Source organism: Mesorhizobium sp. P3_A10 (assembly GCF_056403175.1).
Genome location: NZ_JBFUFZ010000001.1, coordinates 335,020 through 352,844, shown reverse-complemented (window position 1 = coordinate 352,844; position 17,825 = coordinate 335,020). Strand labels below are relative to the sequence as shown.

8 protein-coding genes are annotated in these 17,825 nt (G+C 63.6%); 7 read left to right on the top strand and 1 reads right to left on the bottom strand.

Annotated features, from left to right (window positions below; translation table 11 throughout):
* The 5 genes from AC1DXU_RS01700 to AC1DXU_RS01680 all read left to right on the top strand — a co-directional run bounded on the left by AC1DXU_RS01700 (position 1) and on the right by AC1DXU_RS01680 (position 12,818).
* Positions 1–6,051, top strand: a complete 6,051-nt coding sequence (locus AC1DXU_RS01700) for a translocation/assembly module TamB domain-containing protein (protein ID WP_477363546.1) — start codon at positions 1–3, stop codon at positions 6,049–6,051.
* A gap of 286 nt (positions 6,052–6,337) precedes the next feature.
* Complete coding sequence (locus AC1DXU_RS01695; protein WP_477312212.1) at positions 6,338–7,993, top strand: ABC transporter substrate-binding protein; 1,656 nt, start codon at positions 6,338–6,340, stop codon at positions 7,991–7,993.
* A 224-nt stretch (positions 7,994–8,217) separates the two neighbouring features.
* Positions 8,218–9,252, top strand: a complete 1,035-nt coding sequence (locus AC1DXU_RS01690; RefSeq protein ID WP_477312211.1) for an ABC transporter permease — start codon at positions 8,218–8,220, stop codon at positions 9,250–9,252.
* Positions 9,253–9,263: 11 nt separating this feature from the next.
* Positions 9,264–10,421 carry an ABC transporter permease gene (locus tag AC1DXU_RS01685; RefSeq protein ID WP_477312210.1) on the top strand — a complete coding sequence of 386 codons (1,158 nt, stop codon included), beginning with the start codon at positions 9,264–9,266 and terminating at the stop codon, positions 10,419–10,421.
* A gap of 51 nt (positions 10,422–10,472) precedes the next feature.
* Positions 10,473–12,818, top strand: coding sequence for a dipeptide ABC transporter ATP-binding protein (locus AC1DXU_RS01680; protein WP_477363544.1), 2,346 nt, complete (start codon positions 10,473–10,475; stop codon positions 12,816–12,818).
* 157 nt (positions 12,819–12,975) lie between these two features.
* On the opposite strand, the gene AC1DXU_RS01675 is transcribed toward AC1DXU_RS01680, so the two are convergent.
* Positions 12,976–13,566, bottom strand: coding sequence for a transglycosylase SLT domain-containing protein (locus AC1DXU_RS01675; protein ID WP_477363541.1), 591 nt, complete (start codon positions 13,564–13,566; stop codon positions 12,976–12,978).
* A 217-nt stretch (positions 13,567–13,783) separates the two neighbouring features.
* Between AC1DXU_RS01675 and AC1DXU_RS01670 the strand changes: the two genes are divergently transcribed.
* Both AC1DXU_RS01670 and AC1DXU_RS01665 read left to right on the top strand, forming a co-directional pair.
* Complete coding sequence (locus AC1DXU_RS01670) at positions 13,784–15,322, top strand: trimethylamine methyltransferase family protein (protein WP_477363538.1); 1,539 nt, start codon at positions 13,784–13,786, stop codon at positions 15,320–15,322.
* Between the two features lie 57 nt (positions 15,323–15,379).
* Positions 15,380–17,806 (top strand): GcvT family protein, encoded by a 2,427-nt coding sequence (locus AC1DXU_RS01665; protein WP_477363535.1) that lies wholly within the window; start codon positions 15,380–15,382, stop codon positions 17,804–17,806.
* Positions 17,807–17,825 lie beyond the last annotated feature (19 nt).

Sequence of the window (17,825 nt, the reverse complement as noted above, 5' to 3'; positions counted from 1 at the left end):
ATGAAGATGTTCAAGCGCATCCTTCGCATTGTTCTCTACACGCTGCTCGTCGTGGTGGCGGCGGCGGTCGGTGCGCTCATCGTGCTGACCAAGACCGAGCGCGGCCGCGACAACCTTGCCGGCATCATCTCGACCATGGCCTCCACGGACGATCGCAAGGTCACGGTCAGCGGCATCGATGGCATCTGGTCCGGCGCGCTGACCGTCGACCATGTCGTGCTGGAGGATCGCCAGGGCGCCTGGCTGGTGGCGCGCAAGGTGGCGGTCGACTGGTCGCCTTTGGCGCTGCTGTCGAAAAACTTCAATGCCGACCGCATCGCCGCCGAGCGTATCGAACTGGCGCGGCTGCCCGTGGCCGGCACGCAACCGGCCGCCCAGGGCGGCACCACCAGCTTGCCGGTGTCGCTCGACATCAGGCAGATCGATCTTCCCGAAATCGCGCTCGGGCCAGCGCTCGCCGGTACCGGCGTTGCCGAACTGACTGCCAAGGGCGCGCTCAAGGCCGATGCGTCGCCGCTGGCGATCGAGACCAACCTCAACGTCACCCGCCGCGACGGCAAGCAGGGCAATGTCGACGCCAAGGTGCATTTCGCCCCGGCCGACAACAAGCTCGATCTCGACCTGAAAGCGTCGGAGCCGGCCGGCGGCATCATCGCCAATCTGCTGAACCTGCCTGACGCGCCGCCGGTCGACATCGTGGTCTCCGGCACGGGACCGCTGGCCAACTGGAGCGGTGTCGGTACTTTCATGGTCGATGGCCAGATCGTCACCCAGCTCACCGGCCGCCATCAGCTCACCGACAAGGGCAACCATGTCGAGGCCAAGGGCGATGGCGAATTCGATCGCTTCCTGCCCGAGAATTTGAAGCTGCTGTTTGCCGGCAAGACCAGCTTCGACCTCGCCGGCACCGCGACGGCTGCCGGCGGTGTCGATATCGAGCGCGCCAACATCGACTCGGACGCCGTGCATGGCACTGCCGCCGGCATGGTCGATCCGAAGGGCGCCAGCGATCTTTCGGTAGAACTTGCAGCCAAGGCTCAGCCCATTGTGATCAATGTCGGCAGCAAGGCGCAGCCGATCGTGGTGGCGATCAACAATGCGACCGCGCGTGCCTTCGGCGACGGCAAGGCGCCGATGATCGATGCGGGTGTCTCGCTGGTCTCGGTGGTGGCGGGTGGCACGCAGCTCAACAATCTGGATGCGCAGATCCATTCGGACGGCTTCGACATCGAGAACCGCAGCGGACCGGTCAGCGTGAAGCTGGTAGCGGCCGCCCTGAAAACCGACGTGGCGACGCTGGCGCCGCTGGTCACCGGCAAGCTGTCGGTCGATCTTGCGGGTTCGGTCAGCAAGGATGAAATCTCGCTCGACGAGGGTACGCTGCGCAGCGACGCGCTCAATGCCTCGCTGACCGCCAGCGTGGCGCTGGCCGACCTGTCGATGCAGCTCAAGATGAATGCCGATGCGGTGTCGACGGCGCTGCCGCCGCAGATCAGTTCGCTGCTCGGCGAACGGGTCAAGTTCTCGGCCGCCGCGACCCGCGATCCGCAAGGTTCCTTCGCCGCCAATTCGATCTCGCTCACCTCGGGATCGCTCACCGCCAGCGGCACCGCCAGCGCGCAAGGCACCGACATCCAGGCCGACATCAAGGGCACGCTCGGCGATGTGTCGGTGCTGTCGCCGATGGTTGGCGTGCCGGTTGCCGGCGGCGTCAATTTCGCGCTGACAGCAAGCGGCCCGCGCACGGCGCCGGACTTCTCGGTCTCCGCCAACAGCGAAAGCCTCACGGCGTCGGGCCGTACGGTCAAGGACATCAAGCTGACCGCGACGGGCAAGGCCGATATCGCCAATCCCGCTGCCGATGTCTCGTTGACCGGCTCCGCCAACGAACAGCTGCTCGACATCAAGGCATCGCTGGTCACGTCTAACGGCAAGCGGTCGGTCAACGACCTCAGCGTGTCGCTGGGCGACAACAAGGTTTCGGGCGACCTCGCGCTCGACGACGGCTTGCTGCCGCTCGGCACGCTGACGCTCGACGCTCCCGACATCGGTCCGCTGGCATCGCTTGCCGGGCAGACGGCGGCGGGCGACGTGCACGGCACCATCCGGTTCTCCAACGACGGGGGTGCGCCAACCGTGGCGATCGATGCGACCAGCACCTCCATTTCGCGCGGTGAGCTGGCGGCAAAGACCATCGCCGTCAACGCGCTGGTTGCAAACTATCTCAAGGCTCCGGCTATCTCCGGCACCATCAAGGCTGATAGCGTCACCTCGGGAACCACCGAGATCAGCGGTATCAATGTCGATCTGAAGCGCGACGGTGACTGGACCGGCTTTGCCGGCGGCGCCACCATTGCCGGCATCCCGGCTACGGCCGCCGGCCGGGTGAAGATCGCCGACGGCACGACCAGCGTCGAGATTGCCTCCGGCGAGGCGACGGTTCGCGGCATCAAGGCAGCGATCGCTCAGCCATCGACATTGAGCATCGCCAATGGCGTGACCAGCATCGAGAAACTGGCGCTCGATGTCGGCGGCGGATCGGTGACGCTGTCCGGCACCGCCGGCCAGGCGCTCGACCTCGCCGCCACCGTCTCGCAACTGCCGGCGGCGCTTGCCAATGACTTCTCGCCCGGCCTCGAGGCCACCGGCACGCTCGGCGGAACGGCGCAGATTTCGGGCTCTCCGGCAAATCCCGACATCCGCTTCAACGCGCAGCTCAGTAGCGCCGAGACCAGCCAGACCCGCAAGGCGGGGCTCGGGCCGCTCGTCGTCGACGCGGCAGGCAGTTTCACGACGGCGAGCGGGGTGGCGCTCGACCATGCGACGCTGTCCGGTGCCCAGATTTCCGGCAAGGCGAGCGGTACCATCAATGCGAACGGCGCCAGCGATTTCGCCCTCGACCTTGCCTCGACCGGCCCGAGCCTGCCGCTGGCGCTTGGCAGTGCCGAAAGCCCGATCAAGCTCGAACTGCAGGCGTTGTCGGTGAAGGTCGCCGGGCAGGCTGCGCAGCCGAGGCTGGATATTTCCGCTGTCCTGCCCAAAGTCTCGACCAATTTCACCAAGTCCGAGGGCATCACGCTGGCGCTGCATTCAGATGCCTTCGACGTGAAGAGCCGCACAGGGCCGATTTCCGGCACGGTGACGGTGGATAAGATCGGGCTGGACAACCCGACCATCGCGCCGCTCATCGCCGGCAAGATCACCGCCAAGGTGGCCGGCAGCCTGGCGGCGGATGCCATCACCATCGACAGTGGTTCGGTGCAGGGCGCAGCGCTAGAGAGCGCCTTCAATGGGCGCGTTTCGCTGGCCGACGGCGCCATCGACCTCAACCTTAGGGCTGACGCCCTGTCGGCGGCGTTGCCGGCAGCGGCGCGCAGTGTGCTGGCCGAGCGGACGCAACTCAGCGCCGTGCTGAAGCGCGATGCCCATGGCAATGTCACCGCGAACCCGGTCACGCTGGCCTCGGGCGCGCTCACCGCCGACGGGCAGGCCAGCCTTGCCGACGGCAAGGTCGCCGCCGACATCAGGGGGGCGCTCAGCGATATCTCGCTGCTGTCGAAGGATGCCAAGGGTGCGATTGCCTTCGCGCTGAACGCGCAAGGTGCCGGCACGGCACCCGACCTGTCGCTGACGGTGACCGGCGACCGGCTTTCGGTGGCGGCGCGCGAGATCACCGGGCTGAAGTTGACCGCCACCGGCAAGGCCGATGCCGCCAATCCGGCGGCCAATGTGCAACTGACCGGCAATGTCGCGGGACAGGTCCTGCAAGGCAGCGCAGTGCTCGCAACGGCTGACGGCAAGAGCGCCATCAACGGGCTGCTGCTGTCGCTGGGCAAGAACAGGATTTCCGGTGACCTGGCGCTCGACGAGGCATTCGTGCCGGTTGGCACCGTTGCGCTCGACCTGCCCGATATCGGCCCGCTGGCAGCGCTGGCGCTGGAAAAGGCGGAAGGCGATGTGCGCGGCACGATTGCCTTCTCGAAGACCGCCAACGGCCCGAACGTCGCCATCAAGGCGACGACGGCCTCGATCGCGCGCGGCGACCTCTCGGCCAAGACCGTATCGATCGACGCGCTGATCGCCAACTATCTGGCGGCGCCGGTGATCTCCGGAAAAGTTCGTGCCGACAGCGTCACCTCCGGCGGCACCGTCATCAGCGGCATCGATGTCGATCTCAAGCGCGATGGCGACTGGACCGGCTTTTCCGGCGGCGCCACCGTCAAGGGCATTCCGGCCAAGGCAGCTGGACGGGTGAAGGTTGTCAACGGCACGACGACGATCGAGCTGGCCTCCGGCCAGGCCACGGTGCAAGGGATCAAGGCTGCGATTTCCCAGGCCTCGACTGTGACCATCGCCAACGGCACGACGACTTTGGACAAGCTCGTCCTCAACCTCGGCGGCGGCACGGCGACTGTGACGGGCAAGGTCGGCCAGGCGCTCGACCTCAACGCGACGCTGGCGCGGGTGCCAGCTTCGCTAGCCAACAGTTTCTCGCCGGGCCTTCAGGCCGCCGGTTCGATTTCTGGCACGGTGAAGGTGACGGGTGCTGCGGCCAATCCAGCCGTTGCCTTCAACATCGACGCCACCGGGGTGCAGACGTCGCAGACCCGCGGCGCCGGCCTTGGCGGCATGAGCGTCTCGTCGTCGGGAACGTTTGCCGGCAAGAAGCTCGCTTTCAACGCTGATATCAGCGATGGCGCCGGGCTCGGCCTCAAGGGCGGCGGCAGTGTGACGACAGCGGGCACGCCGGCGCTGGTGCTCGACTTCAACGGCAAGGTGCCGTTTTCCTTCCTGGCCGCCAAGCTTGCCGCGCAGGGCCTGTCGCTGAGCGGCACGGCAAGCGTCAACGTCCAGGTGCGCGGCCCGGCGACGTCGCCGGTGATCGGCGGCACCATCAACACATCCGGCGCTCGCCTGGTCGATGCGCGCTCCGGTCTTGCCGTCAACGACATCGCCGCTGATATCTCGATTGGCAGCGGTGTCGCCAGGATCAACCGGCTGACCGGCACGCTGTCGACACGCGGCAGCCTGTCGGCCAGCGGCACGGTCGGCATCAACCCGGCGCAAGGGTTTCCGGCCGACCTGTCGATCAAGCTGGTCGATGGCCGCTACACCGACGGCAGGGTGGTCACCGCCAATCTCGGCGGCGACCTGACCATCAAGGGACCGCTGACCTCGGCGCCGGTGATTTCCGGCACCATCAATCTGGCCAAGACCGTCATCACCGTTCCCGAAAAGCTGCCGGGTTCACTGGCGGCGCTCGACGTCAAGCACAAGAACGCGCCGGGCACGGTGCGTGCGCAAGACAAGGCGCTGCGGCCGGCGGCCGCGGGCAGCAGCGGTGGCAGCGGCCTCAACCTCGATGTCACCATCCACGCACCGAACCAGATCTTCATCCAGGGCAGGGGCGTCGACGCCGAGCTTGGCGGCTCGCTCAAGCTGACCGGCCCGGCATCGTCGCCGCAAGCGGTCGGCACCTTCACCTTGCAGCGCGGGCGGCTGTCGATCCTTGGCAAGCGGCTGACTTTTACCGAAGGCACGGTCGGTTTCTCGGGCTCGCTGGTGCCTTACCTCAACCTGACGGCCACCACGACGACGACCAGCACCACCGTCACCATTCTGGTGTCGGGCGAGGCGACCAATCCGAAATTCACCTTCTCGTCAGTGCCGGCGCTGCCGGAGGACGAGGTGCTGGCGCAACTGATCTTCGGCCGCTCGATGTCGAACCTGTCACCGCTGCAGATCGCCCAGCTGGCCGAAGCCGCGGGGCAATTGGCCGGCATTGGCGGCTCAACCTCGCTGCTCGAAAACCTGCGCAGCGCCATCGGCGTCGACGATCTCGACGTGACCACGGACGACAAGGGCGGCACATCGGTCTCGGCGGGCAAGTACCTGAACGACCGCACCTATGTGACGATCCAGAAGGGCGACAAGCCGGGTTCGGGCAAGGCGACGATCGATCTCAATGTCGGGCGCGGCGTCAAATTGCGCGGCGAGGCCAATGATGCCGGCGAAGCCAAGGGCGGCATCTTCTACGAACGCGAGTATTGAGGCACTGGTGGTTGAGGCCTCCTGGGCGTGGCCCGCTTGGCACCATCTTTCGAGAGTGGCTGGCGCTCTTCTAAGCCGCGCGAATGGCTTAGTTTAATCGGCTGCGGAGATTCGAACGAAATCTGCGGCGCAGTAGCAATTTTGCGCCAAGACTGTCGTTATCACGCGAACCGCTCCCCTTCCAAAGTTGCACATTCTCCAACATGTTCTCAGTCCACGCCGTCTTTGACATCGCGGCGCGGATGCGGAATGTTAAAAGGCAGAAAGCCAACAATGGGAGTTAGTGATGACAATTTACAAGAGCAATGGTGATCGCGTTCCGGATCACATCCTGGCGATGGCTGAAGACGCCAAGGCAGGCACGGTGGATCGTCGCGAGTTCCTGGCCCTGGCCAGCGTTTTCGGCGCATCGACGGCAATGGCCTATGGAATGCTCGGCCTGGCTGTGCCGACCGAGGCGCGAGCCGAAGATGCACCCAAGAAGGGCGGCATCCTGAAGGTCGCCCAGTGGGTCAAGGATCCCAAGGATCCGCGCAAGTCCGACTGGTCTGAAATCGCCAATGCCGAGCGCCAGGCGCTCGAGCCGCTGGTTAAGTACACCACCGAATACACGTTCCGCCCCTATCTGCTCGAGAGCTGGGATGTGAATGACGATGCCACCGAATATGTGCTGCATGTGCGCAAGGGCGTGACCTGGCACAATGGCGATGCGTTCACCGCCGACGACGTCGTGCACAATTTCAACCGTTGGGGCGAAAAGGCTGCCGAAGGCAATTCCATGCCTGGCCGTCTTGGCACGCTATTCGACGACAAGACCGGCAAGCTGCGTGAAGGCGCGGTGACCAAGGTCGACGACATGACTGTCAAGCTGTCGCTGACCAAGCCCGACATCTCGATCATTCCCGGCATTTGCGACTACGTCGCTCTCGTCGTCCACAAGACCTTCGACGAAAAGGGCGGCGATTTCAAAGCCTGCCCGATCGGTACCGGTCCGTTCGAGCTCGTCTCCTACGATGTCGGCCAGAAGGTGGTCTACAAGCGCCGCGCCGACAACAAGTGGTGGGACGGTGACGTCTATCTCGACGGCATCGAATTCATCGACTACGGCACCGATCCGGCCGCCATGGTCAGCGCCTTCGAGGCGGGTGAAGTGCACACCAATTTCGAGACGTCGGCCGACTATGTGTCGATCCTCGACGGCATGAACCTGGTCAAGTCCGAAGTCGTCACCGCCTCGACCATCGTCTGCCGCACCAACGTCAACAACAAGCCTTACGACAACGAGAAGGTGCGCAAGGCACTGCAGCTCGGCGTCGACAACAATGTCGTTCTCCAGCTCGGCTACGGCAATGCCGGTTCGGTCGCCGAAAACCACCATGTCTGCCAGATCCATCCGGAATATTACGAGCTGCCGAAGCTCACCCGTGATCCGGCCAAGGCGAAGGCCCTGATGGCGGAAGCCGGCCAGGCCGACTTCGAGCACGAACTGATCACGGTCGACGAGGACTGGCACAAGAACACCGGCGATTCCATCGCTGCGCAGCTGCGTGACGCTGGCATCAAGGTGAAGCGTACGGTGCTGCCGGGCTCGACGTTCTGGAACGACTGGCTGAAGTATCCGCTGTCGATGACCAACTGGAACATGCGCCCGCTCGGCGTCCAGGTTCTGGCGCTGGCCTATCGCACCGGTGAGGCCTGGAACGAGTGTGCATGGTCGAACCCCGATTGGGACGCCAAGCTCAACGCCGCGCTTTCGGTCGCCGACGCGGCCAAGCGCAAGGACATGATGAAGGACATCGAGCAGATCCTGCAGGATTCCGGCATCATCATCCAGCCTTACTGGCGCAAGCTCTACAGCCACTCGGTTGCCGCCGTTAAGAACTACAAGATGCATCCGACGTTCGAGCGCGACTACGGCAAGATCTGGCTCGACCAGGCGTGATCGCACCAATCGGGGAAGGGGCGGTTCGTCCCTTCCCCCTTACTGCTTGCATGAATCGAAACCGGAAGTCGGCGCAGCAGAAAGTTGCGGACGCCTGAGGCGAAGTCGTGCAATAAAACAGGGTTGATTGCATCCGAGGGCCTGTTTGACAGCCAGTTCCGCTATCGCGGCTGAGGTGGTTTTCCGGCAGGCTCCAACCCCAACCAGACCGGCAGGGGACCGCCATGCTTTCTTTCGTTATCAGGCGTCTCGGCACCATGGCATTGACGATGCTGTGCCTGACGATGATCGTCTTCTTCTTGATCAATCTCGATCCGAACTTGAAGAAACTGGCGATCAGCCAGACCGAGATGCATACTTCCGCGGAGCAGCTGGAAAACTGGCTCGCCGAGCATGGCTATCGCCAGAACTTCTTCGTTCGCTACGGCCAATGGCTCGGCCTGATGCCCAAGCAGCCGGTGACGGACCCGGCGACGGGCAAGCCCGCGCAGCGTTTCTCCTTCTGCAATGATCCGCTGGTGCCAACCTTCTCCGGCATCCTGCAAGGCGATTTCGGCTGCTCGACCAAGTTCAAGACCAATGTGGCGTCGAAGCTGTTTCCGGCGTTGAGCGCCACCGGCATCCTGATGCTCTGCGTGCTGTTGGTCATGGTGCCGATATCACTGTTGATCGGTATTCTTGCCGGCATGCGCGAGGGCTCGCGAACCGACCGCACGCTGTCCGTGGCCTCAATCGCCTCGACGGCGACGCCCGAATATGTGTCGGGCGTCATCTTTACCGTCATCTTCGCCTCGTGGCTCGGCTGGCTGAACGGCTCGGCCGCCTCGGCAAGCCAGGGCATCACCTTCTACAATTTCACACTGCCGGTGATGACGCTGGCGATCTACGGTATCGGCTATATCGCCCGCATGACGCGCGCCTCGATGGTCGAGGTGATGACGCAGCAATATATCCGCACGGCCCGGCTGAAAGGGCTCTCCTTTGGCAGCGTGGTGGTCAAGCATGCGCTGCGCAACGCGCTGATCGCGCCGTTCACGGTCATCATGCTGCAGTTTCCCTGGCTGCTCACCGGCGTCGTCATCGTCGAGGTGATGTTCCGCTATCAGGGCTTTGGCTACACGCTGGTCGAGGCGGCCGGTAACAATGACATCGATCTTTTGCTCGGTTGTTCGCTGGTTTCGGTGTTCATCGTCCTGATCACCCAGCTCATTTCCGATGTCGGCTACGCGTTTCTCAATCCGCGTATCAGAGTTCAGTAGGGGGCGGGCGGATGCAGGTCGAATATCTCAGCGGCTTCAATGTCGTGCTTGGCGTGCTGGCGCGTTTCTGGCCGGTCTGGATCGGACTCGTCCTGGTGATGGGGGCGAGCTTCGCCTACAAGAAGAGGCTCGGCCTTTACGGCCAGCTGTTCGACAGCGGCGTCGGCATTGTCGGCGTCGGCATCTGCCTGTTCTGGCTGTTCACGGCGATCTTCGCATCGACCATCTCGCCCTTCGATCCGCTGGCCCAGATTCCGATCATGAAGGACATGCTGCCGGGGGCGATCGAGCCGCAGTCGGGGCTCGCCTATCTGTTCGGCGGTGACAAGCTCGCCCGTGACGTGTTTTCCCGCATGGTCTATGGCAGCCAGATCGTGCTGATCATCGCGCCGGCGGCGACGGGTTTTGCGCTGATGGTCGGCATCACGCTTGGCCTGCCGGCCGGCTACTATGGCGGCAAGATCGACACCGTGTTGTCGTTCCTCGCCAATCTGGTGCTGGCCTTCCCGGTGATCCTGCTGTTCTACCTGCTGGTGACGCCGGGCATCATGGACACCCCGATCCCCTACGGCATGGCCGGCCTGTTCTTCATGTTCCCGATCATCTTCTTTTCCGTGCTGTTCTGGACGCGCTACAAGAACCGGCCCGACCGCCTCTACATCCTTCTGGGGCTGACGCTGATCATCGGCGGCTGGGTCTATCTCGGCCTGGTCTTCGATGCCGATCCGTTCAAGATCATCCACATCGATCCCAACCAGCTCAACATCTTCGTGGCGGTGGTGTTCGCCTCCAGCCCCGGCGTGTTCCGCATCGTGCGTGGCCTGGTCATGGACATCAAGACCCGCGACTATGTGGCGGCGGCGCAGACGCGCGGTGAATCGCCCTGGTACATCATGCTGTGGGAGATCCTGCCCAATGCGCGCGGCCCACTTATCGTCGATGCCTGCCTGCGCATCGGCTACACCACCATCCTGCTCGGCACGCTCGGCTATTTCGGCCTCGGCCTGGCGCCGGAAAGCCCGGACTGGGGCACCGCGATCAAGGACGCCAGCCGCTTGCTGCGCTCCTTCATCCACCCGGCTTTGCCGCCGACGATTGCGCTGATGTCGTTCGTGCTGGGCCTGAACCTGCTCGCCGACTCGCTGCGCGAACAATCGATGAAAGACTGATCTGCGGGTTTCGACCCGACGCGCCTGAAAGAAATTGGATTGGAGCGACCCATGAATGAGGCAGTTCGAAATCCCGGCAAGCCGACCGATGGGCCAAACGCTGCCCCGATCATCGAGATCGAGAACCTTTCGATCTCGTTCTTCACCCGCAAGGGCGAGATACCGGCCGTCATGGATTTTTCCTGCACGGTCATGCCCGGCGAGGCGATGGGCATCGTCGGTGAATCCGGCTGCGGCAAGTCGACCGTGTCGCTCGGCATCATGCGCGACCTCTCCAACATCGGAAAGATCGTCGGCGGCAAGATCAAGTTCCAGGGCAAGGACATGGGCGAGCTCTCCGACGAGGAACTGCGCGCCATCCGTGGCAACAAGATCGCCATGATCTACCAGGAGCCGATGGCGAGCCTCAACCCGGCGATGAAGGTCGGCCAGCAATTGATGGAAGTGCCGCTGATCCACGACAAGGTGTCGAAGGAAGAGGCCTACACGCGCGCTCTGGACATGGTGCGCTCGGTCAAGCTGCCCGATCCCGAGCGCATGATGCGCTCCTACCCGCACCAGCTTTCCGGCGGCCAGCAGCAGCGCATCGTCATCGCCATGGCGCTGCTGTCGAAGCCGGCGCTGCTTTTGCTCGACGAGCCGACGACCGCGCTCGACGTGACGGTGGAGGCCGGCATCGTCGACCTGGTCAAGGGGCTGGGCGAGAAGTTCGGCACCTCGATGATCTTCGTGTCGCACAATCTTGGCCTGATCCTGGAGACCTGCGACCGCATCACGGTGATGTATTCGGGCGAGGCGGTGGAGACCGGCAAGATCAAGGACGTCTTCGACCGGATGCGCCATCCCTATACGCAAGGCCTGTTCCGCTCGATCCCGCTGCCGGGCGCCGACAAGAATTCGCGGCCGCTGATCTCTATTCCCGGGCAATTGCCGCTGCCGCATGAGCGGCCCAAGGGCTGCAATTTCGGGCCGCGCTGCCACCATTTCGTCGAAGGTGTCTGCAACGCCGCCGAAATCCCGATGATCGAAGTCGCGGGCCACGAAGGCCATTTCTCGCGCTGCGTTCGCTTCAACGAGATCGATTGGGAGGCGCTGCCGCCGGGCGCCAAGAAGGTCAATGAGAAGGTCGTGCCCGGCGCGCCGGTGCTCAAGATCGAGGATCTCCGGAAATACTACAAGGTCGGCGGCAGCGAGGTGTTCGGTTCGAGCGAAGGCCGGGTCGTCAAGGCCAACGAGACGATCTCGTTCATGGCGCGCGAATCCGAGACCGTTGCCATCGTCGGCGAATCCGGCTGCGGAAAGTCGACGCTGGCCAAGGTGCTGCTCGGCCTGGAAACGGCAAGCTCGGGCACAGTGACGCTCGGCAACAAGGAGATCCAGTCGACCGGCATCGAAAAGCGCAGCGTCGAAACCGTGTCGTCGATCCAGATGGTGTTCCAGAATCCGTTCGACACGCTGAACCCCAGCCATTCGGTCGGCTCGCAGATCATCCGGACGCTGGAAAAGTTCAATGTCGGCAACACAGTGGCCGACCGCCGCAAGCGCATGCTGGAATTGCTCGACCTGGTGAAGCTGCCGCGGGCATTTGAAACCCGCAAGCCGCGCCAGCTTTCCGGCGGCCAGAAACAGCGCATCGGCGTGGCGCGAGCTTTTGCCGGCGATGCCAAGGTGGTGGTGGCCGACGAGCCGGTGTCGGCACTCGACGTGTCGGTGCAGGCGGCGGTGACCGAGCTGTTAATGGACATACAGCGCAAGAACAAGACGACGATGCTGTTCATCAGCCACGATCTGTCTGTCGTGCGCTACATCGCCGACCGCGTCGTCGTCATGTATCTCGGCTATATCGTCGAGCAAGGCACGACCGACCAGATCTTCTCGCCGCCCTATCACCCCTATACCGAGGCGTTGCTGTCGGCGATCCCGATCGCCGACACCAGCGTGGTCAAGCGGCACATCGTGCTGGAAGGCGATATCCCGTCGGCGATGAACCCGCCCTCGGGCTGTCCGTTCCAGACCCGCTGCGGCTACAAGAAGCTGGTTCCGGACAATCTGTGCGAGACCAAGGTGCCGCCGGTGAAGAATCTCGGCGACGGCCATATGAGCCTGTGCTGGCTATCGGACGACGTGCTGGCGAAGATGGAACCGGTGATCAAGTTCGACAAGGAACATGCAGCCCATGAAGGCGTGCCGGAAGACGCACCGCATGGCTCAAGCCCGGCTTCGACAGGAACAGCGCCCAAACGGCCGCGTGGCAAATCGTCGACCGCGGCAGCGGACGCGATCGGGGATTCCGTGGAGCAGGGCCAGGCTGGGATGCGAGTCCGTCGCCTCAAAGTGGTCGACGAGGCTTCCGAAACCGGTGTCAAGAAGCCGAAAGATACGACAAGGCGGCACTAAGGTGTGTTGATATTCTGGTGAGGCCGGCCTGCAAATGGTGGCTTTCTGCGCTTCCAGTGCTCACGGACTAGAATGTCCGCTCCGCTCCGGTTCTAGAAAGCCTCCATTTTCGACTCGGCCTGACCAGAATCTCAACACACCCTAAACCGGGAAGGTGCTAGTTGCCGCATCGTCTTAGCTGATCGGCATAGTCGCGGGCCATCTTTTCGGTCGCCCGGGCATAGCCCTGGACGCCGGCGTCGCCGCGATTGCCGCGCTGATAGGCAGTCCAGCCGAGGTAATAGGCCAGGTACAGATTGTAGGTGTCGTTGCGGGCGACGCCAAAGGTGTCGGCCGTCTTGGAATGGTACCAGCCGACGAAGTCGACGGCATCGGCAAATTTCGTCCGCCGCGCCGCCCAGTTGCCGGTCTCGCTCTGGTATTGCGACCACGTGCCGTCCAGCGCCTGCGAGAAGCCGGTGGCGCTCGAGACATGCGTCCACGGAATGAAGCCCAGGAGCTTGGTGCGCGTCGGCCTGGCGTTGCTCTTGAAGCCGGATTCCTTGCGCACCGTCGCCATCAGCACCGGGACCGGTATGCCGTATTTCTGCTCAGTGCGCTCGGCCGCCGCCTGCCAGTTGTCGAACCAGCCATCGTTCTGATCGAAGACGGCGCAGACATCGTTGATGTGGCTTGGCGGCGTCGCACAGGCCGACAGCGCCAGCGGCACGCAAACAGCTACAATTTTACTAAAACTCGACCTGACCATGGGAAGACGAATAGGCCGAAAACCTAAAGGGAATCTTGCCGCATTTGTTAACCGCCTGTAGAGCGCTTTCGGTCGAGCAGGCCAGATATCAATATTCCGACCTTTTTTGGCGGTTTTGTCGGATAGATATCCTGGAAATGCCGCCTTGGCTAAAATCACGCCCGCCAATGGCGTATTTCTGACAGCCCGGCCGAGCTGCCAGGGCTTTGATGCCGGCATGACCGAACCCAGACGCAAGCGCGGCGCCGAGCGAACCAGCAACCGGGGGCCCGCTGCCATTCCGCAACTGCCGCTCCGGTGCGTGACCAATCCCTACCCGCCAATGGCGATGCTCTCGGTCGACCAGATCGAGGCAATCCACCAGGCGTCGATGCACATTCTGGAGAATTTCGGCATCGAGGTGATGAGCCCGCGGGCGCTGTCGCTGTTCGAGAAGGCGGGCGCCAGGGTCGATCATGCGACGGCGAATGTCCGCATCGATCGCGGCATGGTCGAAGCGGCGCTGAAGACGACGCGGGCCAGCTATACGTTGACGCCACGCAACCCGGCCCATGCCGTCCATCTCGGCGGCAACACCATCAATTTCACGCTCGTCGCCGGACCGCCCAATGTGCATGACATGGAACGCGGGCGCCGTGCCGGAAACCTGCGCGACTATGCGGATCTCACCCGGCTGGCGCAGCATTTCAACTGCATCCACATGCTTGGCAACCAGGTCTGCGCGCCGGTGGAATTGCCGGCCAATGCCCGCCATCTCGACACCTATTTCACCAATCTGACGCTGACCGACAAGAGCTTCCATGTCTCGGCCATCGGCCGGGGCAGGGCGCTGGACGGCATCGAGATGATGGCAATTTCGCGCGGGATGACGCTGGACCAGATGCGCGAGGATCCCGGCGTCACCACCATCATCTCGGTCAACTCGCCGCGCCGCTTCGACGAGATGATGGCCGAGGGGCTGATGACCATGGCCGAGTTCGGCCAGTCGGTGGCGGTGACACCGTTCACGCTGATGGGAGCGATGAGCCCGGTGACGCTGGCGGGTGCCTTGGCGCAGCAGAACGCCGAGGCGCTGTTCGGCGTCGTGCTGACGCAGCTGGTGCGCCCCGGCGCGCCGGTGATGTATGGAGCCTTCACCTCCAATGTCGACATGAAGTCGGGCGCGCCGGCCTTCGGCACGCCGGAGAACACCAAGGCCAACATCGCGTCGGGGCAGTTGGCGCGGCGCTACAATTTGCCCTACCGCACGACGCCGGGCTCGGCCTCCAACGCCGCCGACGCGCAAGGCGCCTATGAGACGCTGATGGCGTTGTGGGGCGCGGTGCTCGGCCACGGCAACCTCGTCTATCACGCCGCCGGCTGGCAGGAGGGCGGGCTGACGGCGTCGTTCGAAAAATTCATCATCGATGTCGAAATGATCCAGCACATGATGGAGTTCTTGCGCCCGATCGAAGTCAACGAGGCGGAACTTGCCGTCGAGGCCTTGGGCGCGGTGCCGACCGGCGGTCACTTCTTTGGCGAGCCGCACACGCTGGAGCGCTACGCCACCGCCTTCTACCAACCGATGCTGTCCAACTGGCAGAATTACGAGGCGTGGCAGGAAGCCGGTGGGCTCGACGCCACGGCACGGGCGACGCGGCTGTGGAAGAAGGCGCTGGAAGACTATGTCGAGCCGGTGATGGACATCGCCGTGCGCGAGGCGCTGGAGGCCTATGTGGCCAGGCGCAAGCGAGCGATCGGGCAAGGCGAGCCGTGATGCTTCCCATCCTGATTCATCTCATCCATCCAACCCACTGATATCAGAGAAAAATCCATGAAATCGCATGCAAAGGTCGTGGTCATTGGCGGTGGCGTCGTCGGATGCTCCGTGCTGTTCCATCTGGCACGCCATGGCTGGACCGACGTGGTGCTTCTGGAGCGCGACGAGCTGACCTCGGGCTCGACCTGGCACGCGGCCGGGGGCATGCATACGATCAATGGCGATCCCAACGTCGCCAAGCTGCAGAAATACACGATCTCGCTCTACAAGGAGATCGAGGAGCTGTCGGGGCAGGCGACCGGCGTGCACCTGACCGGCGGCGTTTTGCTGGCGGCAACTGAAGCGCGGCTCGACTGGTTGCGCGGCGTGGTCGCCAAGGGGCGCTATCTCGGCATCGATCTCGAGGAAATCTCGCCCAACGAGGCGGCCGAACTGATGCCGCTGCTCGACCCGAAACAGTTCGTCGGTGCGGTGCGCAACAAGGAGGACGGCCATCTCGACCCGTCCGGCGTCACCCATGCCTATGCCAAGGCCGCGCGCAAGCTTGGGGCGGAAGTGGAGCGCTTCACCAAGGTCGAGGACATCGTGCGGCGCGCCGACGGGATGTGGCGCGTTATCACCAACAAGGGCGAGGTGGTGGCCGAGCATGTCGTCAATGCCGGCGGCCTGTGGGCGCGCGAGGTCGGCCGCATGGTCGGGCTGGAACTGCCGGTGCTGGCGATGGAGCACATGTATCTGATCACCGAGGACATGCCGGAGGTCGCCGCCTGGAACCAAAAGACCGGCACCGAGATCATCCACGCGGTCGATTTCGACGGCGAGCTCTATCTGCGTCAGGAACGCGGCGGCATGCTGATGGGCACCTATGAGAAGGCCAACAAGCCATGGTCCGAATTCTCCACGCCGTGGAATTTCGGCCACGAACTGCTGGAGCCGGACATCGACCGCATCGCGCCGTCGCTCGAAGTTGGCTTCCGGCATTTCCCGGCCTTTCAGAACACCGGCATCAAGCAGATCATCAACGGGCCCTTCACCTTCGCTCCCGACGGCAATCCGCTGGTCGGGCCGGTGCGCGGCCTTCCTGGTTTCTGGGTCGCCTGTGGTGTCATGGCCGGCTTTTCACAGGGCGGCGGTGTCGGACTGGCGCTGTCGAACTGGATGATCGAGGGCGATCCCGGCGCCGACATCTGGGCAATGGATGTCTCGCGCTACGGCGACTGGGCGACGATGGCCTACACCAACGCCAAGGTGCGCGAGAATTATTCGCGCCGCTTCTCGATCCGCTTCCCCAATGAGGAACTGCCCGCCGGACGGCAGCTGAAGACGACGCCGATTTACGATCTGCTGTCGGCCAAGGGCGCGCAATGGGGCGTCTCCTACGGGCTCGAAGTGCCGCTCTGGTATGCGCCCGAGGGCGTCAAGGACGAGTTCTCGTGGCGTCGGTCCAGCGACTTCATCCATGTCGCGAAGGAAGTCGCGACTGTCCGTGATGGCGTCGGCCTGGCGGAGATTTCGAACTTTGCCAAATACAGGGTGACGGGCGAGGGGGCAGCCGCTTGGCTCGACCGGATTTTTGCCTGCAAGCTGCCCAAGCCAGGCCGCATGACGCTGGCGCCGATGCTGAAGGAAGACGGCCGGCTGATCGGTGACTTTACCCTGGCCAATATTGGCGACGGTGAATGGTTCATCGCCGGCTCCGGTGTCGCCGAGCAATATCACATGCGCTGGTTCGAGGCGCATCTGCCTGCCGACGGCTCGGCTCGCATCGAAGCGCTGGCGCAAAAGCTGACTGGTCTGGCAATCGCCGGCCCGAAGGCGCGGGAGGTGCTGGCGAAAGTCACCCGCGCGGATATCTCCAATGCCGTGTTCCCGTTCATGGCGGTCGCAAAAATAGACATCGGCATGGCGCCGTGCCTGATCGGTCGCGTCAGCTACACCGGCGATCTCGGCTACGAGATCTGGGTGGCGCCGGAATATCAGCGCGCTGCGTATCTGGCGCTGATGGCTGCGGGCGAGGAATTCGGCATCGGCCTGTTCGGTTCGCGGGCGCTCAATGCGCTCAGGCTGGAGAAGAATTACGGCTCGTGGGCGCGCGAGTATCGACCGATCTACGGGCCACTCGAAGCCGGGCTCGACCGCTTTATCGCCTATGGCAAGGCGGCCGACTTCATCGGCAAGCAGGCAGCACTCACCGAGCGCAAGCAAGGCGGCAGGCTCAGGTTGCGCGCCTTCGTCGTCGAAGCAATCGATGCCGATGTCATCGGTGATGAGCCGATCTGGTTCGACGGCGCCGTGCGCGGCTGGGTTACGTCAGGCGGCTATGCGCACCATTCGAAGGTGTCCGTCGCTCTCGGCTATGTGCCAAAGGAGATTGCCGACGAGACCGACGGTTTCGAGATCGAACTTTTGGGCAAGCGCCATGCCGCGCGCATGCAGCCGACGCCGCTGTTCGACGCCAATTTCGAGCGGATGCGCGCCTGAAGCGCGCATCCGCTTCAAG